At 42.9% G+C, this 25,712-nt stretch carries 27 protein-coding genes; 22 read left to right on the top strand and 5 right to left on the bottom strand.

Annotation, left to right across the window (positions count from 1 at the left end):
- Nucleotides 1–4: 4 nt before the first annotated feature.
- The 4 genes from H5079_RS04495 to H5079_RS04480 are packed head-to-tail and all read right to left on the bottom strand — an operon-like array spanning nucleotide 5 to nucleotide 1,899.
- Nucleotides 5–913: a hypothetical protein gene (locus tag H5079_RS04495; protein ID WP_182683529.1), complete on the bottom strand. Its 909-nt coding sequence runs from the start codon at nucleotides 911–913 to the stop codon at nucleotides 5–7.
- Nucleotides 903–1,082 (bottom strand): hypothetical protein, encoded by a 180-nt coding sequence (locus H5079_RS04490; protein WP_182683528.1) that lies wholly within the window; start codon nucleotides 1,080–1,082, stop codon nucleotides 903–905. The genes H5079_RS04495 and H5079_RS04490 overlap by 11 nt, the downstream gene beginning before the upstream one ends.
- A gap of 47 nt (nucleotides 1,083–1,129) precedes the next feature.
- Nucleotides 1,130–1,579, bottom strand: a complete 450-nt coding sequence (locus H5079_RS04485; RefSeq protein WP_115121821.1) for a hypothetical protein — start codon at nucleotides 1,577–1,579, stop codon at nucleotides 1,130–1,132.
- Between the two features lie 56 nt (nucleotides 1,580–1,635).
- Nucleotides 1,636–1,899, bottom strand: coding sequence for a helix-turn-helix domain-containing protein (locus H5079_RS04480; protein ID WP_182683527.1), 264 nt, complete (start codon nucleotides 1,897–1,899; stop codon nucleotides 1,636–1,638).
- 201 nt (nucleotides 1,900–2,100) lie between these two features.
- Here H5079_RS04480 and H5079_RS04475 point away from each other — a divergent pair, with 201 nt between their 5' ends.
- The 5 genes from H5079_RS04475 (at nucleotide 2,101) to H5079_RS04455 (ending at nucleotide 4,860) form a co-directional block, all read left to right on the top strand.
- Nucleotides 2,101–2,781, top strand: a complete 681-nt coding sequence (locus tag H5079_RS04475; RefSeq protein ID WP_182683526.1) for a S24 family peptidase — start codon at nucleotides 2,101–2,103, stop codon at nucleotides 2,779–2,781.
- Between the two features lie 18 nt (nucleotides 2,782–2,799).
- Entirely contained in the window at nucleotides 2,800–3,174 is a 375-nt protein-coding gene (locus H5079_RS04470) for a hypothetical protein (protein ID WP_182683525.1), read from the top strand.
- 54 nt (nucleotides 3,175–3,228) lie between these two features.
- Entirely contained in the window at nucleotides 3,229–3,708 is a 480-nt protein-coding gene (locus H5079_RS04465) for a hypothetical protein (RefSeq protein ID WP_182683524.1), read from the top strand.
- A 235-nt stretch (nucleotides 3,709–3,943) separates the two neighbouring features.
- The gene (locus tag H5079_RS04460) at nucleotides 3,944–4,096 is read left to right on the top strand and encodes a hypothetical protein (protein WP_167376934.1); all 153 of its coding nucleotides are present in this window, start codon (nucleotides 3,944–3,946) and stop codon (nucleotides 4,094–4,096) included.
- Nucleotides 4,093–4,860, top strand: a complete 768-nt coding sequence (locus H5079_RS04455) for a reverse transcriptase domain-containing protein (RefSeq protein ID WP_182683523.1) — start codon at nucleotides 4,093–4,095, stop codon at nucleotides 4,858–4,860. The genes H5079_RS04460 and H5079_RS04455 overlap by 4 nt, the downstream gene beginning before the upstream one ends.
- Nucleotides 4,861–5,071: 211 nt before the next feature.
- On the opposite strand, the gene H5079_RS04450 is transcribed toward H5079_RS04455, so the two are convergent.
- Nucleotides 5,072–5,419, bottom strand: coding sequence for a hypothetical protein (locus H5079_RS04450; RefSeq protein WP_182683522.1), 348 nt, complete (start codon nucleotides 5,417–5,419; stop codon nucleotides 5,072–5,074).
- Nucleotides 5,420–5,487: 68 nt separating this feature from the next.
- Here H5079_RS04450 and H5079_RS04445 point away from each other — a divergent pair, with 68 nt between their 5' ends.
- The 17 genes from H5079_RS04445 to H5079_RS04365 all read left to right on the top strand — a co-directional run bounded on the left by H5079_RS04445 (nucleotide 5,488) and on the right by H5079_RS04365 (nucleotide 25,696).
- Entirely contained in the window at nucleotides 5,488–6,375 is an 888-nt protein-coding gene (locus H5079_RS04445; protein ID WP_182683521.1) for a hypothetical protein, read from the top strand.
- A 126-nt stretch (nucleotides 6,376–6,501) separates the two neighbouring features.
- Entirely contained in the window at nucleotides 6,502–7,671 is a 1,170-nt protein-coding gene (locus H5079_RS04440; protein WP_182683520.1) for a hypothetical protein, read from the top strand.
- A 4-nt stretch (nucleotides 7,672–7,675) separates the two neighbouring features.
- Nucleotides 7,676–8,071, top strand: a complete 396-nt coding sequence (locus tag H5079_RS04435; RefSeq protein WP_182683519.1) for a hypothetical protein — start codon at nucleotides 7,676–7,678, stop codon at nucleotides 8,069–8,071.
- Nucleotides 8,072–8,112: 41 nt separating this feature from the next.
- On the top strand, nucleotides 8,113–9,048 hold the full coding sequence (locus H5079_RS04430) for a capsid protein (protein ID WP_182683518.1): 936 nt from the start codon (nucleotides 8,113–8,115) through the stop codon (nucleotides 9,046–9,048).
- 87 nt (nucleotides 9,049–9,135) lie between these two features.
- A complete protein-coding gene (locus H5079_RS04425; protein WP_182683517.1) occupies nucleotides 9,136–9,603 on the top strand; it encodes a hypothetical protein in 468 nt (155 codons plus the stop codon).
- Nucleotide 9,604: 1 nt separating this feature from the next.
- Nucleotides 9,605–10,027 (top strand): phage virion morphogenesis protein, encoded by a 423-nt coding sequence (locus H5079_RS04420; protein WP_182683516.1) that lies wholly within the window; start codon nucleotides 9,605–9,607, stop codon nucleotides 10,025–10,027.
- 44 nt (nucleotides 10,028–10,071) lie between these two features.
- Nucleotides 10,072–10,515 (top strand): hypothetical protein, encoded by a 444-nt coding sequence (locus tag H5079_RS04415; protein ID WP_182683515.1) that lies wholly within the window; start codon nucleotides 10,072–10,074, stop codon nucleotides 10,513–10,515.
- Nucleotides 10,512–10,715 (top strand): hypothetical protein, encoded by a 204-nt coding sequence (locus H5079_RS04410; RefSeq protein ID WP_182683514.1) that lies wholly within the window; start codon nucleotides 10,512–10,514, stop codon nucleotides 10,713–10,715. Before H5079_RS04415 ends, H5079_RS04410 begins: the two co-directional genes overlap by 4 nt.
- Entirely contained in the window at nucleotides 10,712–11,611 is a 900-nt protein-coding gene (locus tag H5079_RS04405) for a hypothetical protein (protein ID WP_182683513.1), read from the top strand. Before H5079_RS04410 ends, H5079_RS04405 begins: the two co-directional genes overlap by 4 nt.
- 195 nt (nucleotides 11,612–11,806) lie before the next feature.
- Nucleotides 11,807–12,133: a hypothetical protein gene (locus H5079_RS04400; RefSeq protein ID WP_089368306.1), complete on the top strand. Its 327-nt coding sequence runs from the start codon at nucleotides 11,807–11,809 to the stop codon at nucleotides 12,131–12,133.
- A gap of 20 nt (nucleotides 12,134–12,153) precedes the next feature.
- Nucleotides 12,154–12,495, top strand: a complete 342-nt coding sequence (locus tag H5079_RS04395; RefSeq protein WP_011328228.1) for a hypothetical protein — start codon at nucleotides 12,154–12,156, stop codon at nucleotides 12,493–12,495.
- Nucleotides 12,455–15,331, top strand: a complete 2,877-nt coding sequence (locus tag H5079_RS04390) for a tape measure protein (protein ID WP_182683512.1) — start codon at nucleotides 12,455–12,457, stop codon at nucleotides 15,329–15,331. The genes H5079_RS04395 and H5079_RS04390 overlap by 41 nt, the downstream gene beginning before the upstream one ends.
- Before the next feature lie 54 nt (nucleotides 15,332–15,385).
- On the top strand, nucleotides 15,386–16,216 hold the full coding sequence (locus tag H5079_RS04385) for a hypothetical protein (RefSeq protein ID WP_182683511.1): 831 nt from the start codon (nucleotides 15,386–15,388) through the stop codon (nucleotides 16,214–16,216).
- A gap of 83 nt (nucleotides 16,217–16,299) precedes the next feature.
- On the top strand, nucleotides 16,300–16,905 hold the full coding sequence (locus H5079_RS04380; RefSeq protein WP_182683510.1) for a hypothetical protein: 606 nt from the start codon (nucleotides 16,300–16,302) through the stop codon (nucleotides 16,903–16,905).
- Nucleotides 16,905–17,495 (top strand): hypothetical protein, encoded by a 591-nt coding sequence (locus H5079_RS04375; RefSeq protein ID WP_011328232.1) that lies wholly within the window; start codon nucleotides 16,905–16,907, stop codon nucleotides 17,493–17,495. The genes H5079_RS04380 and H5079_RS04375 overlap by 1 nt, the downstream gene beginning before the upstream one ends.
- Nucleotides 17,479–17,889 (top strand): DUF6950 family protein, encoded by a 411-nt coding sequence (locus H5079_RS04370; protein WP_182683509.1) that lies wholly within the window; start codon nucleotides 17,479–17,481, stop codon nucleotides 17,887–17,889. The genes H5079_RS04375 and H5079_RS04370 overlap by 17 nt, the downstream gene beginning before the upstream one ends.
- Entirely contained in the window at nucleotides 17,882–25,696 is a 7,815-nt protein-coding gene (locus H5079_RS04365) for a fibronectin type III domain-containing protein (RefSeq protein ID WP_182683508.1), read from the top strand. The genes H5079_RS04370 and H5079_RS04365 overlap by 8 nt, the downstream gene beginning before the upstream one ends.
- Nucleotides 25,697–25,712: the final 16 nt, after the last annotated feature.

Below are 25,712 nucleotides of genomic sequence, written 5' to 3'. Positions count from 1 at the left end.
TCTCCTACTTATGGGTTTTAGTTTGGTCGTTAAACATGGCTAGCATGTATTCACGGTTTGCTTGGGCGTCTTGCCATTCATCTTCGGCAAATTGCGGTATGCAGTCAGCGCCGGTTAAATGCTCTGGGCCAAACTCGCCACTTAAACGGTTGAGCATATGGGTAATGCGTTGCTGTACCGCTAAGAATAAATGCCAGGTTGTTTGCGCTGCACCAATGCGGTGGTTTAAATCGAGGTCGCGGGCATTACAGAGCTGCTCAGCCATAGCAATAAACTCTTCAAGTGACTCGTTTACTACTGCGTTGTGTGCAAAAGCCTTTTGGCGCACCTGCGCTACTAACATAGGTAACTGGTACATTTGGGTTGGGGCTTTAGTTAAGCGCTCGTTTTCAAGGGCGTTTATAAGCGTGGCGGTTTGCTCTTCAAGATCAGTGTGCTTGTCTTTCAGCTTACGAATTTCTTTACGAAACTCACGTACAGACAAATCATTAAGCGTGTCTAGATCTTCGTCATCAAGTGATTCCACGGTTTCAACTGGTAGGCGCGCCATTTCAATCAGTTTGCTTTTATTCATGTTTAAAAGCGCCGACGTCCGCGCTTTTGCCTCTGGCAACGCCAAAAACATTTTTGCGACAGCGATACTGCTTTGAGCTGAGCGTGGTGCGATAGTGTGTTCACGTAACTTGCGTTCAAATTCGCCGTGGCCTAAATGCATTTTGATCGACATATATAAAAGCCCCCGTTTTGCGGTTTCTACCAACGCTTGCTCTTCCATACGCACAACCAGTTGCCATGCTTCGTCAACCGAATCTGGCATAACTAGCTGTATATGCCCCGCCATTTTCTCTATTTTGGCACTAAGCTGCTGTTGCTCTTCGGCAGAGAATGTTTGCTCTGTTAACTCAGTGCTCATAGTGCGCTCCTGAGATGCTTGGTATGGATGAAGCCGTGCCCGTTTTAAGGTTTGTTACCGATGTAAGTTGTGGCCTAACTACGCTTTTGTTGTTTGCTAACAGCATTACATCAGCCTCAATATTACTAATTTGGTGTTTTTTAGACGGAGCTTGGTCTTTGATGGTCATTGTTTTAGCCTTAATTTGGTTTTATAGCGGGTGGTGTAATGGTGCTGTCATTCTTGGTCGTCGTTGGTGAGTAACGACTCGGTAATGTAGCGCTGCATGGCGGTGCGCTCTTCTATTTCCATTTGCAGCTCGGCGTGTTGTTGCAATAGCTGCGAGCGCTGATCAACCGCTTTAAATAAAATAGGTTTTAGCAATACATTGGCAGGCTCGGTTGAACGCACGGCGTAGCACAGTGCAGGTAAAAAATGCATTGGCATGTAGTGGGCTTGGCTAGGTGCTAGCCACTTATTGAGTTTTGACTGATCAACCTCGTTGTTTTGCGAGTGCAAAGCGTCGTTCATACGGTCCGCTATTACTGGGCGGCTAAAGCCAGAGCGCTTCATGGCTGAGCATACGCTGTGAATAAATAAGTGATATATATCGCAGTCGGGTGCAACATCGGCTTCAAGTATACTTTTAGTCATTTGGTTTTTTTGTGCCATTGTTAAATGTTCCATAGGTAAAAATCTCTTACACAATTACATTGATTTAAAATGCGTTATTGCCGATGCTGTTATTCGCTGGCTAATAGCTCGCGCAGCGCTTGTACTTTTTGGCTGCGGGTATCTTTATTTTTTGTATAAGCAGATACATCTGGGAAAATGGCTTCTACCGGTTTACCAATAATTTTGGCAATAGCAGAGGCTACTTTGTATGAGGTGGTGTGTTGATAAACAACACTGCTAACGTGTGACAGGTTTAAGCCTAGTGCAGTAGCAACAATTGATAGTGAATAGCCTTTTTCTTCAAGTGCTTGTTTAATTTGGTCTGGTTTCATTGTAAAGTGCCTTTTGGTTTACATACTCTTTTATGTTCTTTGGCGAGATACAAAGAGTATGTTTTTGTTAATGTGTGGCAAGTATAGTTTCAATATATTGAAACTGTCAACGCCTTTAGTTTCAATATATTGCACTTAAACTTCATTTTATTGTAAGTTACTGATGTTTAATGCGATTAAAATGGTTAAAAGTTTCAATAAATGGCAACTTTTTTGCGCGATGAACGTAACCGGTTAGGGTTAACGCAAGCTGAAGCTTCAAAAGCTATTGGTGTTGGTAAAACAACTTTTCTGAGGTGGGAGGCGGGACATCCAATTCCTTCCGATAAGTTAATTGCCCTATCTGATATAGGTTTTGATATTAACTACATACTTAAAGGCTCTAAAAGCGCTCCCCAACCTTTAGTGAAAACAAAAAGTACAACGTTACAAACCAGTCATGCTGATTTAACGGCTGTGCCACAATACGATTTAGCGGCTAGTGCCGGTGGTGGTGCGCTGGTAATAGCTGAGCACCCAATTGCACGGTTTGAATTATCGAGCCGTTGGTTGCAGCAAAATAACCTACATAACAAAAAGCTAACGGTAGTACCTGTGCGCGGCGATAGCATGGAAAGCACCTTGTTTGACGGTGATTTAACCTTAGTCTCGTTGATTGATGACCAAACTGATGCACGTGAAGGTGTGTGCGTACTGCGCTTTGATGATGAGATTTTTGTAAAGCGTATTCAGTACGACTTTAAAAGTAAGGGCTATAACATCACTAGCGACAACAGCGCCTATTCTGGCTTTTTTGTTGATGCGGATGATATTAACGCTGGACGCTTTAGCGTGCTTGGCCGTGTAGAGCGTGTGCTACAACGTGCGCGTAAAGTGGATTGATAATAAAAAGGAATGCAGATGGAGCTGTTAGAGCGCAAATATATACGTGAACTAGCTAAACAGCATGATCTTAGGATAAATGAAGCAATTTCAAATAATACTATTCCGCAGCTAATGCTTGATTTAGACGATGAACTTAAAGATTTAACTAAAGAACTAAGCGAAGACGATGCTGAGAAATTCGAACAGTTTTATAGTGAAGAAATGAACGCTTTGAGTTCAATACTAGAATTAGAAACATCTAAAAAACTATTAGAAGTAGCTCAGATTGAAGCCAAAACCGCTGAGGTAGAGTTGAATCAAGCGCAAGAAGAAAGCGAAATCAAAATTATTGGTTATGTTGTTGCCTTTGCAATCATCTTTTTTGTTGGGCTGTTTATTTTTGGTAAGTAGAGAGCATGTAAAGTAGGTTTTTAGTTTTAACGTTTATTTAATAAGGGATTATTTATGAAAAGTGTTTTTATAACAGCTGCTATATGTGCGGTACTTGTCGGCTGCGGTAAGGAAGAAGAAGTGCAAGCTACACAACTTACTCCACCACCGAAAGATTTTATTAGCCCGGATCGGTTCCTAAAGTTTAGACTTGAAGCAGCAAGTGATATTTTAAAGACTGCCGCGACTGCCAATGGTTCAATTACTACAACTACCTCGCAATACAAAACCCGCTATGACAGCACTGATGGTGTTATTACATATTCTGAGATTTATTTGCTAGATACTGCACCATGCAGCCAAACAGAACCGTTTGATCCTATTGCGGTGTTAAATGCTGTTGCTGTGAATCCAACAAAGTTAGAAGAACGAGACAGAATGACCCATTTAGTCACTTACTATGATCATCAAGAAAAATTAAAGATTAGTGTTACCTGTGAGCAAGACGGAACGCCGATTGTTGTTAGGTTTAGTAATAAATATTATGGACATTAATTAATAGTTTAGACTTTATAATAGGTTGATATTTTTAGTAGGCTATGTACAATTTAGATTCCTGACATTAGGTGGCACTTGCCGCTCCCTTCATGTATGTCACTATTGTGATTCTTATAGGCTCCTATGATGATTCTAATTGTATCTAATTGTCTCATTGTTGCCTACTCAGTTAGTTTTTAGTCATGCGCTTGCGCTTGCGCTAGACATGTCAGGGAGATATGGAGGGTTATGTATGGAAGATAAATCTAAACATAGTCTAGTTAAAGAGCGTATCGAATTAGCAACAGCCGTTATTGGATTCTTAAATGAATTTTATGACTTTATGCTGATTGTTATCGATCTCTTTAACATGGCTTTTAATTACTCATATTTGCTAAAAAAATGATTTACAATTCCAGTTGGTCCAATAGATTCGAAATTAAACCTGGTAGGTGGGTTTACAACCCAAGCTCTTCAAGTCGTAAGTCTGGTGAAAATGTACTAAAAACACTTAATAAATCATGGCGATCCCCTTCGTATTATTATCACTTAAGATCTGGTGGACATGTAGAAGCATTATCTGTTCATTTACAAAATAATTTCTTTTCAACAATCGATATAGCTGATTTTTTTGGCTATATAAGTCGTAGTAGAATTACAAGAGCGTTAAAGAAAATTATCAGTTACGAAAAAGCTAGAGAAATAGCAAAACTGTCTACCGTTAAAGTAATGGGAAATTACCCCCACTCTCATCACCTACCCTACGGCTTTATACAATCTCCATTACTTGCTTCTATATGTTTAGCTGATAGTGCGCTAGGTATTTTTTTAGAGGAAATATATAAAAATAATTTAGCAACTGTGTCAGTTTATATGGATGACATTGTAATATCTTCAAATGACGAAAGTGCTCTTAATAATATTTATGATAAGTTGATTGATAAATTAGAGAAGTCAAAGTTCCTAATTAATGATAAAAAATCAAATAAAGTTTCTGAAAAGACAACCGCATTTAATATAGAAATTTACCATAATGAGATGAAAATTGAGTACGAAAGGTTTGTTAAATTTCAACGAGCATATTCTTTGAGTAATTCAGATCATCAAAAGAAAGGAATCGGATCATATGTTGGTAGTGTTAACAAAAAGCAATCTAAGCTTTTAATTTGACCCTAGATTATTTAAGTATACAAACTTCTAACACTTTTTCATTTATTATACCCAAAATACATTAACGCCTGTAAGCTATTTTAAGCACCCTGCTTTGTTTTGTGGCTACATTGGCTTGAGTTGAAGCCGTTTAAACACACCCAGTCGAATTTAAACGCAGTTTAAACATGGTTTAAACTCATTTGCGGGGTGTGTTTGTTAGATTCACTTGTTATAGCGCATTTAAGGCACTGGTTAAATCGGCTTTAGCTTTGCTAGTTGAATAGTTTATTTGCTTACTTGAGCGCAGTGGGTCTTTTAATACTATATGTTGCTGGGCTATTGCTATGTATTCATCCGTTGAAATATAACCATCACTAAAGCTGCTTTTAATTTTTGCTGTTAGTAGTGGGTTTGTGTTTTGGATAATACGCTGCGTGAGTGTGCCGTACATGTTAGGCGATATTTCATCGGGTTTACCATATTCAATGTTTTGTGCTTGGTTATTTTGAAAATATAGATTTAAATAAAAAGCAGTTAAGCCAACTATAACTAAGAAGATTATTTTCTTTGATAACATCGCCAGTCCTTGGTTATTATGGATTTCTTTAATATAGTAGTTAACAAATTAAGTTCAAGGGAATTGATATGGGAATAGTGAAAAAGGTTTCAAAATGGTTAGTTAGTGACTGGTTTAAAGTTCAAGAGGATAAAGCTCTTCACGAAAACAGGCTGTTTTGGTTGGTTGTTCTAGCTCCATTATTATTTATTGCATGGTTTTTTTATAGGTTGACTGAGGAATTAATAACGAAAGGTCTATATAACCCTCATGTTAGTGCTGAGTCATTAGCTGGCTTTGTGAGTTACTATGCTTTTCCCATTGCGTTATTAACTGTTCCACTTACGCTTGCAGTAATGATTAACCGATTTCATTCCTCAAAACAAAAAGCGAAAAGCAATCACTTAGTGGAACAAAACAACTCATCTAATAATTTTTTTAACCATTACAAATATTTCGTTGAACATTGTGAAGCTTTAAAAAAGCGTCACCCAGAAGACTCTTTTAATTTAAGCCCTGAGCGCCTTTACAAAATATTATTCCCAAGCTCTTCAGTTAGTAACTTCACAACTGAATTAAATAGTAATTTTATCAAAGATGTCTCTGCTAAGTTCAACTCAGTAATTGAATCTTATTCAGAACATGTTGAAGAGTACCATATAGCGGTTATAACAACGGCAAGTAATGTTGACGATGACGATGACGATGACGATTATCATGATCATGATCACTATGAAGTAATTGAAGTAAATCGTTTGAATAAGACGTTTTATTATTCCTTTTATCTTGATGGATTTTTATATAAATCCACATTGTATGTTCATGAGGACTTAGAAAAAAGCATAATTAGTACTTTCACGTTTCTATATTCGATTATTTGTTTTAATGGCGTAAGTGATTATCAAAAATATAGACAATCCTTAGATGAATTACTTAAAGAAACAATAAAACAAATTGAGGAACTTGATGTATTGTAAACCTTAATGTTGTAACTTAATATCTTTAGGTTACCTCTAATAGCGCTGTAAAGTCTTTTCCAGCGGTTCAATAGCCCTCCCCCCAATACACTGGTGCCACTTAGTTAGTTTATTGGCACTGGGAACATGGCAAACAAAACAAGCACAAACACCAAATTTAATTGGTTTGAAGTATTTAGAGCCGGTACACAAACCGATTCTAAAGGCGTAACACATACATTTAGCGACGCGGATTTAAACAGCGTTGTAACCAACTTTAAACCTAAAACCGCTCCGCTGGTTATTGGCCATCCTAAAATGCACGATGCTGCATGGGGCTGGGCCAGTGATTTAAAAGCAGAAGGCGGCTCTTTGTTTGCTAAAGCAGACGATGTTTGCGCTGAGTTTGCCCAAGCTGTAGCCGATAAGCGCTATCCTAACCGCTCGGTACGATTAGAAAAAGTAGCTAATGGCTACCAACTTGCGCACATTGGTTATTTAGGTGGCAAGCCCCCTGCTGTTGAAGGCCTTGCCTGGCAGTTTAACCAAACAGATGATGCAGACACCCTTACCCTAGAGTTTGCTGCAGGCGATATTGACGACATATCGCTGCACACATCTAACACCCTTACCCGCCTTATGAGTAATTTACGTGGCTTTATAACCGACCGCTTTGGTAGTGAAGCGGCTGATAAGGTTGTGCCTAATTACGAAGGTGAATGGTTAAAAGAAGAAACCATTATTGCTGAGCATGAACGTGCTAAAGCCAATAGCGACAACAATACAGAATTTAATAAAGGCGTTGATGGTATTGATACCGTTGTAAATAGCAACGCCACCCCACCCACCCATGAGGACAATGCAATGGATGAAAAAGAAAGAAAGGCGCTGCAAGACCAAATTGATGCAGCGAACGCTAAAAACGCTAAGTTGGAATACGCGCAGCGTGTTGCCGCGGCCAGCACCTTTATTAATACCGAAGTGAACGGTGGTAAAGCGCCGCGTTTAACGAATACCGATGGTGTGGCTGAGTTTATGGCCAAGTTAAATGATGGCGATGCCACGTTTGAATTTGCAGCCAGCGACGGTAAAAACCAAGAGCTTAAACCTGCGACCTGGTTTGAAGGCTTTTTAAAAGGCTTACCAGAGCAAACTGGCTTGACGAGCGAGTTTAATAAAGACGATAAAAACGGCGAAGTAACAGACGATAGTGCAGAAACACTAGCAGCTAAAGCGCTTGATTATCAACAATCACAATCTAGCAAAGGCGTGACTATTAGCATTACCGCTGCGCTGGACCACATTAAAAAGGCATAAGACTATGGCAAACCCAGGATTTATTAAAAACTTTGTGGCAACAGCTGTTATTGCTGCCAACCGCTTGGTTGTTGTATCGCCAGTGGCTGATTTTGCTGTAGCAAGTGCGGTAGATGCAAGCGCAGCGTATGCCGGCGTAACTGAGCAAGGTACAGACGAGCATTTACGAATAGATGTGGTTATGACTCAAAGTGCGCCGGTTGAATTTGGTGGTGTAATTGAAGCGGGTGATTTAATTGTTGCAGACGCAGACGGTAAGGCAGTTGCATTTGACTTAGCTACTAGTGTAGGTGAGACACAAATACATATTGCAGGCTGGGCTATGGAAGACGGTGACGTGGGTGTAATTGGTGACATATTTTTAGCGCCACAAGTAATAGCGACTATTCCAACTGCATAGCGCAGCTGGATTAACTTAAATTTATATAATAAGGATTTGTCATGAGTAATGGTATGCCATTTACCCCTGATGTTGAGCAAACGGCGATTGCCATTGCTTACAAAAATAAAGCCTTGGTTGCAGATACACTTGCACCTTATTCGCCGGTTGGGTTACGTAACTACAAATGGACCGAGTATAAAAAAGGCGAAAAATTCACCGTTGTAGACGATAAGATTGGCCGTAAATCGTCCCCTAATCAAGTTGAATTTAGTGTTGAAGATAGAACCGGTTCAGTTGTTGATTATGGCTTAGCTGATGTTGTGCCAAATGACGATGTTACGAATGCGCCAGCAAACTATAACCCGCGTTTACATGCTGCTGAAAGTTTAACTGATTTGGTATTGCTTAACCGTGAAATACGCGTTGCTAATATGTACAACAAAGCCGCTAACTTTGGTAGCACTCAATCATTAGCGGCGGGCGGACAAAAGCGTTTAGATGATGCAACACTGGATATTTTGCCGTTCTTTTTAGACATGCTTGATGCACCGCTTATGCGCCCAAATGCCATGACGCTATCGCAAAGTGTGGCCACTAAGCTGCGTACCCACCCTAAGTTACTAAAAGCGTTTAACGGTACCAGTGGCGACCAAGGCCTAGTGCCATGGAGTTATATTAAAGAAGTACTTGAGCTTGATTATATAACCGTAGGCCAAGCGCGACTGAACACAGCTAAAAAAGGCCAGGCACTTGATCTGCAACGCGTGTGGAAAGATAGCTTGTCGTTTACTTACCACGATCCGCTTGCGTCGTTTAACAATAACCGTATGACCTTTGCGCTAACCGCCCGTTATGGCTCGCGTACGTCGGGCAACCGCGATGTAGCTGCTGGCTTAAATGGCGGTGTTGAAATTATGGTAGGCGAAGCCGTACAAGAGCAAGTTATTGCAAAAGATTGCGGTATTTTACTTACCAACGTATTAACGCCTGGCTAACGCTAGATTTAATTTTTCATTGTTCCCTAGTTAAAAGGCCTCTTTTTTTGTTTTTTTTGGGGCCTTTTTTTACTAACTGAGGTGTGTATGTTTACGACAGTTCAAGCAGTTATCGACAAAGTTGGCATTAATGTGCTGTTGCAATTTGCTACGGCTAAGTTTGCGGTGGCGGGCAGTCGCCCTACTCGTGACGATGTAGAAGCCGCACTTTTAAGTGAAACGTATAGTGAGTTACAAGCGCAGATTAATGCTTGGTATAACCAAGCGCAAAAAAATGTAAATTCAGTTATAGCAGGGTATGTAGCGCGGTTTGAGCTAAACCAACGCGACATTGATGGCTCGGTATTACCGGGCATAGCTAATGATTTAATGCATTGTGAACTTGCCCCTAACATTGCAGACGAACACCTTAAAAACCTTAAAAGCAGTGCTATGGCGATGCTAGACAAGGTTAGTAAAGGCGTGATCCAAATTAAGGAAGACGGGCCCGTAGCCACAAGAACAGGGATGCGAACAAGAGTTGCGGGCACTCAATTTAACTGGCCAGGCTATTAAATTGGCGGGTGTATTTATAAATATAACGGGTAATGCACTGCCCCGCTTAACCCAAATTGCAAACACAAGCGGTGAACCAGCTGATGTACTGGACGACATTGGTGCCTTTTTAGACATGGACGTCACCACTCGATTTTTACGTGAAGTAACACCCGAAGGCCGTAAGTGGGAGCAGTCGCAAGCAGCCAAAGACCGTGGCGGTTTAACGCTTACTGATGAGCGTAACTTAGCAGGCTCTGTTACGCATAACGTAAATGGCAATACGCTTGAGCATGGCTTAGGCGAAAAGTACGCAGCCATACACCATTTTGGTGGTAAAGCCGGCCGTAATAAAAGCGTGACCTTAACAGCAAGGCCAATACTGGGTATTGCTGCTGTGCAAGAGACTGAAATTAACGACATCATTACTGATTGGTTAATTTAAACAGTCCCTTAGTTAAGTTTAAACAGTATTTAAAGAGCATTTAAATGGCATTTAACTTTGATTTAAACAACATTGAAACCTTGCTAAGCAACACTGTGCTTAATGCAACTGTTGGCTTTGCAAGCGACTTTAACTACGTGCGTGAACATGCAGTACACAGTGCGCAACTGTTTGTATTGCCACTGGCCGATGACAACATCAATACCAATGAAGTGCCCGGGCTTGATGAGTACCAGGTTAAAGATGTGTTTGCGGTGATGATTGTGATCCCTTGCTCTGCAGGGAATGCCACCACTGATGAGCAAATTAAACAACTGCGCAGTGATGTTAAAACCGCCGTGGCTGGGTGCCAGTATGCGGGGTGGGATGCAATAAAACTTGATAAAGGCCGCACGATTGAGCTTAGCAAGAAAACAAATAATTTAATTTATCAGTGTCAGTTTAGTGTAACTGGCCTACATACCGTAACTGTGAAGGTGATGCCATGAGCAAACAAACCGAGCCGCAATCAACCAAACCCGCAGAGGAAAAAGGCGTTGTGATCACAACCCCTAAAAAGTCCCGCGCGATGACGATTGCCCAAAACGTTAACCAGGTACTTGCAAGTGCTAAAGGTAACAGAGATGAAATAGCCGGCGCTTTTAATTTAAAAAGCGGTGAGCTAATTAAAGTGGAGGCTAACGCATGAGCAGTTGGCGATTTAAAGACAAACTCATTTTAGCGGATGCCCTAGGCACAACATTAACGGGCTTACACGCTATTTATGCCAGTGATGTTGAATTGACTCTTGAAGGCGAAAGCGAAAAAGACGAGCTAGAAACCAGTTACAGCGGTGCGAGTATGGAAACGTTTTATGGTGAGCATATAAGCCTTAACTTTAAAACCCCGCTTGCTATGAGTGGCACTGCCGGTAATGAACCTGCCTTTGCCCCACTGTTATTAGCGTGTGGCATGGTGCAAGTGGCTGATGCCTCAAGCGTTACCTTTACTAAAGGCGCTGCGGTGGCGGTGACTTGCAAAGTACGCTTTGGTAAAAACACCCACAACATTAGCGAAATGAAAGGCAACGTGAGCTTTGCGCTTGAAAAAGGCAAGCCCATGCTGAATTGGCAGTTTAAAGGGTTGTTTAGTGCGCCGGTTGCAAGTAGCGCTGCCCCTGCTGTTGATTGGGACCGTTGGGTGCGCCCCGAAGTACTTGGCGTAAGTAATAGCAGTGATTTTAAGCTTAACGACGTTAAACGCACGCTGCACAAGCTTACGGTCGACTTAGGTAATAACGTGGTGTTTGACCGTGCCATTAACGAAGAAAATATAATGATAACCGGTCACGAAAGCAGCGCTAACTTTACGCTAACCGCCGAAGAACTGGCCACCTTTAACCCCTTTGACGATGTTGGCAAAGTACAGATGTTTGAATTTACCCACGGTACCGCCGCAGGTAAAAAAGTAACGATTATTGGTCGCTACCAAATGCCTCAACCGAAATATGTAAGCCTGGACTCAGAATTAACCGGTTACGAATTTGACGGCAAACTAGTACCCAGTGGCACAGGCTATGACGAACTAACGATTGTTTTTGAGTAATGCTTATGCGATTTCAAGCAATGAACATAACCAATATAAATACTGGTGAAGTTGAATTTTATACCGTCGTAGTAAAGAGAAAAGGGAAAGCGCCAAGTTACTGTAAAGACAGTAATGGCATGTTGAAATTTAATACTCTTAACGCTGCTAAAGACGAAGCTTTAAGACTAACTAAAGAATATAAGTGAGTTTGCAATGAAATTGAAATTACTCAATGACTTAAAAACTGCGGTGGTAAAAGCCCCCCTTAATTTTGAGTTTGGTGGTGTGCTATTTAAGTTTACCGCACACATAAAGCTAGTGACTGAAAGCGAGCTAAAACTGCTGACTGAAAAGCAAGGCGCTAATGATGGCGAAATTGTACGTGAACTGCTTATTAGCTGGGATGGCTTTGTTGATGATGGCAAAGACGTACCTTTTGCAAACGACACGCTTGAAGAACTGCTGGCGTACAGTGGCATAACCGCCCGCTTAAGTGTTGAGTGTATTAATGCGCAGTACCGTATACACGAAAAAAACTAGCCGATGTTGCTAGGTGGTTTTTGGGCGACCTAGCAGCATCAAGTAAAACACTAGATGACGACGAAGCCCATTTTGGTGCACCGAAGGCACCGCTTACAAAAGAAGATACATTATTTGTATTGCCGCAAAACCACTGTGCTGTAATTGCACTTACAACTGCAAGCAGCCAGTGGCAGCGTGATAACGAAGGGGTAGAAATAGCCCTAGATTATGCCCGGGCAGATATAGCTTGGCGCTATGCAAATATAACGTTAACCCCTAATGATTTTGAAAAACTACAAACATTAGAGCGCACCATAATAAACATAATAAGGCGACCCGATGAGCAACAAACTGAATTTGGCGTTACGCTTAAGTTATGACGGTAAAGCAGTTACCACCGGTGCGCGCCAAAACGTAAACGAACTAAACCGCATTCAGCAAGCGGTGCAGCGACAAGTTGCTGCTAACCAGCAATTAGGCGCAAGCCAAGCCCGCACTATGCAACAGCAAGGCGCTATGACCCGCCAGCTGGGATTAATGAATAGCGCCTACGGGCAAATTGGTGCAACCCTTACTACGCTTGTGGGCATTGGCACCGCCACTATGTTTGTGCGCGATACGGGCGCTGCCCAAATGCTTGACACCCGCTTAAAAGGGTTAACCGGCTCGGCCGAAAATTACGCAAAAGTACAAGAGTATTTATTTGCGACCTCTGACCGTTTAAACACCAACTACACCACCCTTGCCGATTCGTACAGCCGCGTTTTAACCTTGCAAGAGTCTGGTTTAGTGACTAACGCACAAGGTAAAGCCATATTAGAAGGCTTTGCCAACGTAGCCGCTAAAACAGGTGCGAGTAACGTACAGTTAAGCCAGAGTTTATTTGGTATGACTCAAGGCATGACTGCCGGCACGTTACGCGCAGAAGAGTTAAACCAAGTAACTGAGCCATTGCCAGGCTTAATGCAAAAGCTAGATAAAGCCACAGGTGGCGCTGCCGGTAGTTTTAGGCAAATGGTTAATGCCGGCCAAGTTACTAGTCAAATGTTTAAAACCTACTTAATTAAAGCCCTGGATGATTACGCAGGTGCAGCTGAAGCTACAGAAGGTAAAATAAACGCCAGCTTTGCTGAAATGGGTAACGAATACCAGCGCTTAATACGCAAATACGAAGAGCCAGTAAATTTTGCTGTGACTAGTGTGGTAGATAGTATTACCGACACTATGGCTTATTTACGTGAGAACGAAGGCGCCGTAGATAGTTTAATGATGGCAACAAGTGGATTGGCTGCCGTTTTAACAGGGCATTTAGTTGCTGGGTTAGCCGCAAGCGCTAAAGGCTATATTGCCAATGTTGCCGCAAAAAGTAAGGCGTTAATTGCTGATGCAGCCTTGGCAAAACAAGCAAAAGCGACTGCTATTGCAGAGCACCAAAGAGCATTAGCTGATCAGGCCGCTGCAAAAAGACAGCTAGCAATGGCGCATACTGATGGCACTAGAGCAGCTGGAGTTAATAAGTTAGCTGCAGCTAATATGCAAGTAGCCGCAACACAAGGGGCAGTGAACGCTACAACCAGCGCGTATGGACCTATTGCTCGTAGAGCGACCCTTGCAGCTCGTGGTCTTAGTGCTGTTATGGGGCTACTAGGCGGGCCTGTTGGCCTACTTGTCACAGCTGGAATTGGTCTTGCTTACTTTGCAAGCCAAGGCGATGACGCTACCGACTCAGTTAATAAACTTAAAGAAGCAAGTAAAGATTTAAACCCATATGCCAACTTAACTGGTAGCCAAGCACAAGGCTTATTGCTAATGGCTCAGGGGCGGATTAAAGGCGCAATACAGCTAGCCGATGAAGCAAGAGACAGATTTAATAACCCTTTTTTAAAAGGTAAGTTTTCGGATGTGGAAGCTGCTGAAAAGCGTGTTACTGACTTAAAAAATGAAGTGGTGGCACTGCAACAAGTACTTGCTATTAAAGAGAGTGAAAAGCCTAAACCAGTAGTAACAAGCTCTGTGCTACCAGACAACATTAAGCGCTTAGAAGTGAGCTTAATGGCTGAGGAAGCTCGTTTAAAAGACAGCTACGATAAACGTAAGCAAATGGTGATCACCGCTCGTAGCAACGATGCTGGTAATAAAGCTAAATACGATGAAATTTTAAAGCAGCTTGATATTAAGTACAGTGATGACTTAAAAAGCATAGCTATTAAGCGCGAAGCTGATAAAACGCGGATACAAAACCAAGCAGAAGAAAAGCGTAAAAATGACTTACAACGTGATTTAGAAAACCGTATTGCCGTAGTTAAAGGTTTTGCTGGGCGTGAAGCGCTGGCTGCTTACAACAACGAACTGAGTGTTGAGCAAGCTAGGCAACAAGCCAGAGTTGATGCAAAACGCCGAGCACAAATTGGCTTGGCGGCTAATGATGATGCGGGCGAGCTTGAATATAATGCTGATAGCCAAATTAAGGATTTGGAACGACAAACAGAACTTAATGCAGCTAACGGTTATTACAGTCAGCGCGAGGCTGACGAAGCAGCTCATCAAGAGCGGTTAATGCAAATTAAAACCCGCCATACAGGAGCATTGCAAAGCAATGTTTTAGCATTTGCTAACTTTGAAAAACAAACCGAAACAGAAAAAGCGAGTGCTATTGTTGGTTTAGGTGCTGCCACATTTAAAACTATGGCAGGACAAAGTAAAACAGCCTTTAAAGCGTATAAAGCTTTTGCTATAGCGCAAGCGGTAATTAATACCTACCAAGGTGCCACTGCTGCATTTACCTCACTTGCGTCTATTCCTATTATTGGCCCTGTGCTGGGTGGTGTTGCAGCTGCGGGTGCTGTTATGAGTGGCTTACAGCAAGTACGACAAATAAAAGCACAGCAACCAGCGGGTATTGCGCACGGTGGTTTAGACTATGTACCTAACGAATCTACCTATGTACTGCAGCGTGGTGAGCGTGTATTAAGCCCTAAACAAAATACCGAAATTAGCCAAATGGCACGACGTTATAACGGTGGCGGCGCTGCTAATGATGGTGGCTCTGGCGGGGTTAGTATTAGTATTACCAACCAAATTACGGTGCAAGGCTCAACTAATGAGCAAAACTCGCAAGCAGTTGGCCAAGACATAGCACGCCAAGTAGTGGGTGTTGTGGTAGCTAATATACAAGAAAACGGCTCGATTATTAGAGCAGTACGCGGTGCTGCTTAGTTGTTAAGTGTTTGAGATTGGTGTAAAAAGGAGTTTTAAAACGAGGGAATGTAGATGGGCATAAAAATATACGTAGCATCATTAAGTTTAATATTTTTTATAATATTAGTGTTCTTTTTTTATCAATTTAACTTCAACCTAAATACTCCCATTGAAAATTGGGTCAATACAGCAAGTTATTTCAATGGAATTCTCACGCCTCCACTGCTAGCTATAACATCTGTGTTAATTTTTCTAACTTGGCGAACTAGTAAAAGCGAGTTAGAAGAAACCAAATTAGCTCTTAGAGAGCAATCTGATACTCAAAACTTTAGCGTTATTAAAGATGCTGTTTTTGAAATCGCGAATGAAATTAAAGTAACAATGCAAAAAGAAATAAGAGTTTTTGATGATAATAAAGAAATCTACTTTATAAATTTTGATGGGTATAAAGATTCTGAGATTGACGAATACTACTATGAACATTCGCAAAAAATACCCCTTGAAAAATTTATTTTTGAATACTTTCAATTTTTAAAGACTAGGCCTGATAAAAATATTGAAAGAAACAAGCAGCATGTAGATATTATTTTTTCAAAAGAAACCTTTGAATATATTGATAAGATTAAGTCAATAGCTTTATTCATGAGAGCCTTAAAAAGCAAGGAGTACAGAGAAGTACTAGAGGTTACTTTATTTGCAAAACTCACTATTTTTACTTGGCTTATGTTTGTTGAAATAGCTTTCCATCTCCGTCAAACTGCTAAAGAAGGTGAAAAAGAAACTGCGGAACTTGTGTTTTTAGAGATTGCTGGTTTAGTATGTAGACAGCTAAAAGAAATAGCCTGGCGTAATGCACTTTCTGATGAAGTGCTTTTAGAACTTGAAAAACGTAAGCTACTTTAACTATGTAAACCCCTTTCCAGCCAAAGAGTTACCCATTAAATTTTATACTCGTTACCAATGTTTTATTACGAAACCTGGTAACGATGCAACCTATTCCACTCCCAAAACGGCCTAAGCTATCTAACTTTACGTTAGTGCCTAATAGCCAAACTCATTTAAATAAAGCCAACAATGCCACTGAGATTTACGACTTAGAAGGTGCTTATTGGGAGTTTGAAATTGAACTTGCCAATGTGCCTGAGCGTGATGCGTTGGCGCTTGATGGTTTTATTGCCAGCCTGCGCGGCCAAGTGGGTACGTTTACCTTAATTGATTATCGCCGAGAGCAGCTAGATAAAGACTTTACTGGTTTTGTACGTGGTGCAAACCAAGATGGAAACATATTAAATATCGATGGCCTACCCGCTAACCAAACCTTGTTGGTTGCTGGCGAACGCATGCAAGTTGGCGTTGGGCAAAGTACTGAACTTAAGATATTAACGGCTGACTTGATAAGTAATTCGATTGGCCAAGCAACGGTTAATTTTGAATCTCCTGTTCGCAGAATACCTGCAGACAATACCCTAATTACGTTTAAACAACCCGCTGGCTTATTTAGACTTGCTGACAATAAGCAAGGGCTTGCGAGTGCTCAGTATAAAAAAGGCATTGTTACAAGCTGGAAAATTAAAGGCCGGGAGGCGTTTTAATGGAAAGCTTAAATGCTGCTTTACTTGCTGATTTAGCTAATAGCGGCCGTGCCCGCTACTTTGTGCGCTTAGCTTTTAAAAGTGGTGATGTTTTACTGCATACAGGTGTGGGTGAGCGCCGCTTTAAAAACCGTACTTGGCATGGCGTAGGTATGTTAGGCACGGTAAGCGAAATACCGGCCAGCGATAAAAATGACAGTGCCCGCATACGTTTAACTTTACACACTCAAGACCAGGCTGTTTTAGCTGAGGTTGCCGAAAATGACCCTATTAGCCTGGGCTGCGAAATTTATCTTGTAACTGTTGATGAGCATTACCGTGTTAGCCAAAGCCAAATACTTGAAAGTGGGTACATTGTTGCGTGCGATGTTGAACGTGGTGACGTGTCGCAAATTCAATTGAGCATAGCGGGTGAAAGCGAGCGTTGGAAAGATGCACGATTACACCAACGCTGGAACGATGCTACCCAAAAAGCGCTGCACCCGGGCGATAAGTTTTTTAGTGAGCAAACAACGGCAAACAAACAAAAGCTACGTGACACACAACCAGGTAAATACATAGGGGACAATCGACATGAACGCCAACGCTAAACTTGCTGCTTTTGTTACTCAGCGTAATTGTGAACCTTTTAAATGGGGTAAAAATGATTGTTGCTTATTGATTGCCGATTGGGTGTTGTTTGCAACGGGCAATGATGTTGCAGCTGACTTTAGAGGCGCTTATCGCTCAAAAGCGGGGGCATTTAAACAATTGTTTAAACGCGGTTTAAACGACGTTCAAAGTGTATTTAAAGACCGTTTAAACCCTGAAGTGCCGATTGCTTACGCTCGCCGTGGCGACATTGCATTAGTTGAATTTAATAATGAATATGTGGGCGGCATTGTGACTGTTAACGCTGTGGTATGTGTGGGTGATAACGGGTTGGTTACTCTACCTATGAGTGCAGTAAAAGCGGTGTATCCGTTGGAGCCTCGCAATGTCTAAAGTTGTTGATGTTGTAGTTGATACCGGTGGTGACATTTTTGGCCTTGGGCGCAGTGTTTTTAATAAAACAGTGGGAGCGCTCTGGGATTCGCTTACACCAGATTTACCAGAAGAGGATTTAGCGACACTGGCTAAAGGCTTACAAAAAGGTATTGATCAGCCCCGCCGCATTACGTTTGGCCGCGATCGTGTGGGTGGTGTTATTGCGCACCAGGCGGAAGTAGAACGTGGTGAAAAAAAGTTTGTGCAAATGGTGGTGCTTATAAATGGGGCCCCTATTGACGCGCTTGAAGAAATTTATATAGCTGATAAACCCATTACTGATTACCCAACTGAAAGCTGGGATTATGAGTTAAGTGATGGCCGCCATACAGCGGCTAATGCTAAAGCTGTGGCTAAAATGGCCGGTTGGACAAATGAGCATATAGGCATTGACCAAGCACATATTTTTATAGAGCTGGAAAACAATCGCGAAGTATTTGAAGATGGTATTAGTGAAACCGAGTTTTTAATACGTGGTGCACGGGTGTGGGATCCGCGCGATACGACTCAAAATCCTGATGATGAAACTACGTGGGCGTGGAGCCAAAATGCGGTGTTGTGCGCCTTGCACTACGTTCGATTTTACGGTGCGCATGAAGTGCCGTTTGATCGTTTACCGCTGGGCTGGTGGATTGCTGCGATAAACGTATGTGACGAAGACGCTGAGTTTAAAGATGCGGCAGGTAAAATAACAACCGAAAAGCGCTATACTACGAATGGTAGCTTTACCTTTAGCTCTAAACCGCTTGATGTATTAAACCAATTAGAAGGATGTTTTGCGGGCAAGATTTTTAGGCAAATGGGCCAGTGGTATGTGCGTGTTGGGGCTTGGTATGGCAACCCTACATACACTATTAATGCTGATGATGTGCATGGCAATATTAAAATAAAGTGGCATGCTGATTTACGCGATCGTGCGAATGTTGTGAGAGCGACGTTTACCGACCCTGAGCAAAACTACGACAGGACAGACGCTCCGCCTGTTGTATCTGCTGGGTATCAAGCTATTGATAATCAGGTATTAGAAAAGTCGATTACGTTACCGTTTGTGCGCAGTGGCACGACGGCCCAGCGCCTGGCAACAATACATTTAGAACAAACCCGGTTAGGTGAAATTGAACTGCCGCTTAAACACAAGGGCTTGGCTGCAGCAGTTGGCCGTACTGTGTATTTAAACCTACCGAATGAGTCGATAAACAATAAAATATACCGTGTAGTTGAGCGCCGCTTCAGATTAGACGGCGGCGTGACATTGATGTGCGTTGAAGACGGCCCTGATTTATGGGCTGATAATTTAGTACCTGGTGCGCAAGATTTAACACCAAATAGTGACTATTTAGTGGGTAAGCCACAACCTATTTTTGATGTACGGGTTACGATTGATGGTGACGGCAATGGCATTATTAAGTGGAACCACCCTGCTCCACTTGCTGTTAATGAGTATGATGTAGAGTTTATTAATACTGCGGCTGATGAGCAGGTGTTTAAAACCTCTGTAACTTATACCCAAGTAACGATTCCGAATTTACAACTGGGTGAATACACCGCGCGTATTAGTGCTAAAAACATATTTGGACAACGCTCGTTGCTTGTAGCTGTGCAATTTAGTGTGCTTACACCGACTTTGCCTACCGTTTATGTAACTGCAGATTACAACCAAATAACGCTAACTGCTGACATAGCTACAGCCGGTATTGGTACTGCGTTTGAGTGGGAATTTTTAGGCACCACAGAAAGTCCGCAAAGCGGTGAGCGTGTGTTGGCGCAGATTTATAATCGCATTGGTTTAAAAAGCGAAACTGAGTATAAGTTTAGAGTGCGCAGCGTTAATCACCTGGGCGCAAGTGACTGGGTAGATGTTATAGCAAACACCACGCTTGTAGATTTAACCGAGTTTATTAATGGTGTTGAATTAACTCAATTAAGTGAGGACGCACAAACACTTATTGAGGATATGAATACGCAAGTTGATCGCTTGCGTCCTGAAACAGAAAATAACCTACCCAGCTTAATAGCTAAAAATATTGACGCACTCACCGGACTTGCTGAAAAAGTTCAAGTACTCGACGCAGAAAACCCAAACAGCATCCCATTTCAAATTGACCAGCTCGTTAATATTGTTGATGTGATTAACGCAGAGAACCCAAACAATCTGCAGCAGCAATTAGCCGACTCAAACAGCAAAATAAACGATTTAGAACGCGTAACCGAGGTTTTAGACGAAACCAAGCAAAACAGCCTACCCGCGCTTATTAAAATCAATAATATCGCAATTGAACAGCAGCGATTAGCCCAGCAAAGTATTGGTTTAAGCCTTTTAAACGTGACTAGCGCGTATACAAACTGGCGTAACGAATACGAGCGCCGTGCGTTTAATAACGAGCGCTTAATTGATGCGGCTGTGTATGTTGATCCGGATACTGGCACAATTATTAATCGTGCTTTTGCGTATGCTGATAAAAGCTTTAACAGCGCCACGCTAATGATTGAGGGCGCTAACAGTAAAATTACTATCGCGTCACAACAAATTGCTCAGTCTCAAAGCCGTATAAGCCAAGCTGAAGCGCAGCTTATTATACAAGCCGCGCAAATCAACCAAAAAGCCACTTTTAGTGAAGTTGAAAGCCAGATAGCCGGTGCATTGGCCGCACTACAACCCGCGTATAGCTGGCAGTTTAATACCAGTAGCGAAGGGTTTGATCCAGACAGCCACAACGCAACAGGCTACATTGTGGCCACTGCACAAATTAGCAGCCCAGCAATCAGCTATAACGCGGCTGAAAACCCGATGTTTCGCCTGCGCGTGCGTAAACACTCAGATGCAACGTGGCGCGGCGATATTAAATTTAATGGTGGCACTACTACCCTGCACTTACCCGAGCCAGCAGGCACAGATTTTGAGACCTTAACGCTCGATGCCACAGGCACAGCAGGCTACACGGGCACGATTACCAGCTTAGAGTTTAACTTAGGCGCGTGTGATATTGATTTTATCGAGGTTGGTAAACGTGGCGCTAACGATTTAACCCTTGCGGATATTACGGCACGTACAACCGAGCTTGAGCAAGACATTAACGCGGCCACAGGCGTTATGGCCCAGTATGCAACAACAGCTTGGGTTAACGCACTGGGCTATCAAACGCAAAGTAACGTACAAACGCTGATTGACTCGTTTAATGCTCAGTACAGTATTGCGGCTACCCTGCAAGAGTTTAACGACCAGGACATAATAATAAAAGCCAATGCGGCACAAACATGGATTAACGGCGCAGAGGCCACAATACGTGACCAAGTAACCAGCATTTTAAACAGTGACGATGGCGTAAACCAGCGCATTAGTGTTGCTGAGCAAAGCATTGATGCAATCGCCGGTGAAATTAGCCAGAGCATTACCCAAGTTAGCGGCTTAGAGCTTGACGTAAAAGAGCTTGGTTTGAATGAGGTTATTGCTGCATACAACAAAATGCAGCAAGACCAGGAGCTGGCAGAGCAAAGCTTTAGCCTTGCCGCAGCGAATCAAAAACTAACTGCAGTTACTAATGATGTTGAGTCACTCGCAACCCAAACGCTCGAACTTGCGGGTTTATATGGCCAAAACGCAGCGTATTTAACAAGTCTAAACCAAGCATTTGCTAACGAACGTACAGCGCGTTCAACCACTGAACGTGAGTTAAGAGCCGAAATAACCAGCGAAGGAACACGCACTATTGCCCAAGCCAACGAGCGATTAGAGGCGGTTGTAGGTTACTGCGTAGATGCACAGGGCAACCGCGTTGATGAACCAGACGCAATGGCCTGCATTGCTCTTGGGCATGATTGGGTTGACGGCCCACTCGTGCAGTTAATTAACGATTACACCAGCGTTTTTGTAAATGAAAAAGGCTATCAAACAGCCGCCAACGTTAAGCAATTTATTAGCACGTTTGACGGCCAATACAGCATAACAGCAACGATCCAAACAATTAATGACGAGGGCATAATCACCGCCGCGAAAGAGGCGCAGCAATGGATTAACGCTGCTGAGGGCACCATTGAAAATATCGTTACTCAGTTTGTTAATAAACCAAATGGTATAAACGATAACATTGCATTTGCGTACGATTTAATACAAGCCAACGCCGACGATCTAACTGTAACAGCCAACGCACAGCAGCAACTATCAGTACGAATGGGCAGCGCGGAGGCTGATTTAAATCGCATTGATGATTTAGTGATCACCGAGCAACAAGCCCGCGCTACGTTGGGCACTCAATTACGCATTGAATTTCAAACGCAAGATTTAGCCATGCTTGCCACTGCTAATGAATTTACACGGGCAGTAACCGGCTATTGCGTAGATGCCAATGGCGAACGTGTTGATCAAGATGACGCAGTACAATGTGAGCTAGACGGCCATACTTGGGTAGATGGCCCAGCAGTGCAACGCGCAATTAACTTAAGCGCCGCCTACGTTGACAATAAAGGCTATCAAACACAGAGCAATGTAGAACAAATACTTGATACATGGGATGCAAGTTTTGGCATAAAAGCGACAATTCAGCAGATTAACGCCGAGGGCATAATCACTGCGGCAAAAGAAGCGCAGCAATGGATAAACGCCGCTGAGGGCACCATTGAAAATATCGTTACTCAGTTTGTTAATAAGCCAAACGGCATAAACGATAACATTGCATTTGCGTACGATTTAATACAAGCCAATGCAGACGATATTACCGTTACGGCCAACGCACAGCAGCAACTATCAATAAGAATGGGTGAAGCTGAGGCTGATTTAAACCGCATTGATGATTTGGTGATCACCGAGCAACAAGCTCGCGCTACGTTGGGCACTCAATTACGCATTGAATTTCAAACGCAAGATTTAGCTATGCTTGCCACTGCTAACGAGTTTACCCGCGCAGTAACCGGCTATTGTGTTGATGCCAACGGCGAACGTGTTGATCAAGATGCTGCCGTGCAATGTGAGCTAGACGGCCATACTTGGATTGACGGTCCCGCAGTACAACGCGCTATCAATATTAGTGCAGCGTATGTTGACGGCAAAGGCTATCAAACCCAAAGCAACGTAAGTCAGTTGCTTGATACATTTAATGCAACGTATCAAGTAAGTGCGACACTGCAAGAGTTTAAAGGCAACGGCACTCTGCAAAAAGCTAATAATGCGCAGCTGTTTATTAATGCTGCAGAAGGTTATATTGAAAACCAGATCACGTTATTTAACGATAAAGAAGATGGCGTAAACGCTACTTTTGCGAATGTAAAACAACGTTTAGATGCAGCGGAAGGCGCTGTAACGACTAGCATAAAGCAAATACAAGGCTTAGAGCTTGAGCAACAAGCCCAGGGCTTAAATGACGTTATTGCTGCGTATAACAAAATGATGCAAGACCAGGACTTAGCAACGCTCAATGTAAAAGCGTCACTCGCTAACGAAAAGCTGCAGGCCCAAACCACAGGGCTTGAAAGTTTGGCTAAACAGCAGCTTGAACTTGCGGCTATTTTTAATAGCAGCAACGCTATTATTGCGTCACTAAACAAAGCGGTAGCTAATCAGTACGAAGCAAGCGTAGTACGTGATCAGCGTTATCAAGCAACATTTGATAACGTAACGGCGCGCTTTAGCGATGTAACTACGGCTATTGCAAGCATTGATGAAGCCAACACCCTGCGTGATATCGAGTTTGAATCGTTTGTTGCCGACACAATCGCCAGCTTTGACGATGTAAGCGAAACATTCGCAAGCCAAAATCAAGCTTTTAGCACGTTACAACAAACTCTGACTGCAAAAATTAATGATGATACCGAGGCCGCTAAAAATACCGCCATAGCTACAGCGCAAGAGTACACCCGCACCGCCGTGGGTTACTGCTTAAATGCCCAAGGCCAAATCACCAGCGAGAACGACGCCGTGCAATGTGTTGCCGATGGCGGTTCGTGGGTTAATGGTCCCCTTGCTGAGTTTATCGCCAACATGCAAATTAGCGACGGTGAAAACACCGCGAGCATTAAACAGCTACGCCAACTATTTACCACGGTTGAAGGTAAGCTAGTTGCTCGCGGTGGCTGGACGCTTGATAACAACGGTCGCGTAGTTGGCATAGCGGGTTATAACGATGGTGAAGTGGGTAATCTTGACTTGATTGCTAATGTTATTCGCCAAGGTGTAATGGTTAATGGCACGTTTGTGCCAACGATATACCTTGATAATTCTGATCGACTCAACCCTGTGCAAACATTTAGGGGGCGCTTAGTACTCAGTGATGGCCATCAAGTAAGTACGTTAAATGATATTAAAGCGCAAGATGGCAAAGATGGTGCTGATGGTGCTGATGGTGCTGATGGTCAGGACGGTGCAACTGGGCCACAAGGCATTCAAGGTGCAAAAGGCGCGGACGGTCTAACAACGTATACATGGTTAAAATATGCTGATAATGCCAGTGGTGCTGGGCTTAGCAACTCCCCAACTAACAAAGAGTATATTGGCTTTGCTTATAATAAAACCACGGCTACAGAGTCAACCAACCCAGCGGATTACACATGGTCAAAAATAAAAGGTGAAGATGGCGCTAATGGTACCGACGGTGTGCCTGGTGCAAAAGGTGCGGATGGCAAAACAACCTACACATGGATTGCATACAGCGAAAACGTCAGCGGTTCCGGCATGTATCAAACCCCTAACAGCAACACCAAATACATCGGTATTGCGGTAAATAAAACCACAGCAACGGAGTCAGGCAGCCCAGCTGATTACACATGGTCATTATTTAAAGGAGCTGATGGCGCAGATGGTCAAAACGGGCTTAATGGACAAAATGGAAATCGAGGTTCGATAGAGGTTCAAATCGCCACGTCAACCGGCGCCTGGTCAGATGCGACAGCAAATGCCAGCGTCCCGGGCTCACCGGTTGAGCACGACCGGGTAACCATTTACAAATCTAGCGACGCAAAGGTCCAGACAACAAAACGATTTAACGGCAGTTCGTGGGCAAGCTACACATTGCGAGTCCACGGCGACGCTCTAATAGACGGCACTGTAGATGGTAAAGTGTTTAGAGCTAGCTCACGCATTGAATCACCAATAATTATGGGGGGTGAGATAGTAATCACAGAACCTAGTTCGGATTACTTGGATATTGTGGGACGTTCCCTGCCATTTGGCCCTACTGCCGATTTAATATCGTGGTACGGCCCCAAAATAAACGGTGTAACTTGGAACAGCTCAACACAGTCTGCTATATACGCAGGCATGAGCAAGAGCAATGCTGTTAGCTATAAAACAAACAACGGTGGTTTTTATTTTGGGGGCACGTTTCAAGCTGGTACGTTATCAATTTCGCGCCAAGCGACTAATACGTCAGGTGGCCTTAACGTCTTAACGGGTTCTTTCACAATACCAGGCGGAACGACGTCCATAAATGTTACAGCTAGTGTCACGGGCCGAGGTGGCGCCAGTGGCGGCGGCACATGCCCTACTAGCCCGTATAAACCAAGCTCAACAGTAGATATAGAAATGCTTGTAGGCGGTACATGGCAAGCTATTGCAGGAAATAACGCTATAGGTACTGCTAGCTGTACACAAGAAGGGCCGGAAATAATTCTTTCTGTTACGACCGGAGTATCGGCGAATACCAATTTGACTGTTAGCCAGGGTCAGCTTTTACAGCTTCGGGCTGTAGCGAGAACAGTGTCATTTCCGTACAACGAAGCAGGATTGAAAATGTCGGGCTCACGCTCTTTATCTATCGTTGTTACGGGCAGCAACTAAATATATTAACTTCATA

This window comes from Pseudoalteromonas sp. SG44-5, assembly GCF_014164175.1.
Lineage (GTDB): Bacteria > Pseudomonadota > Gammaproteobacteria > Enterobacterales > Alteromonadaceae > Pseudoalteromonas > Pseudoalteromonas nigrifaciens.
Note: the sequence above shows the minus strand (reverse complement) of the source record. Positions and strands in the feature narration are given on the sequence as shown.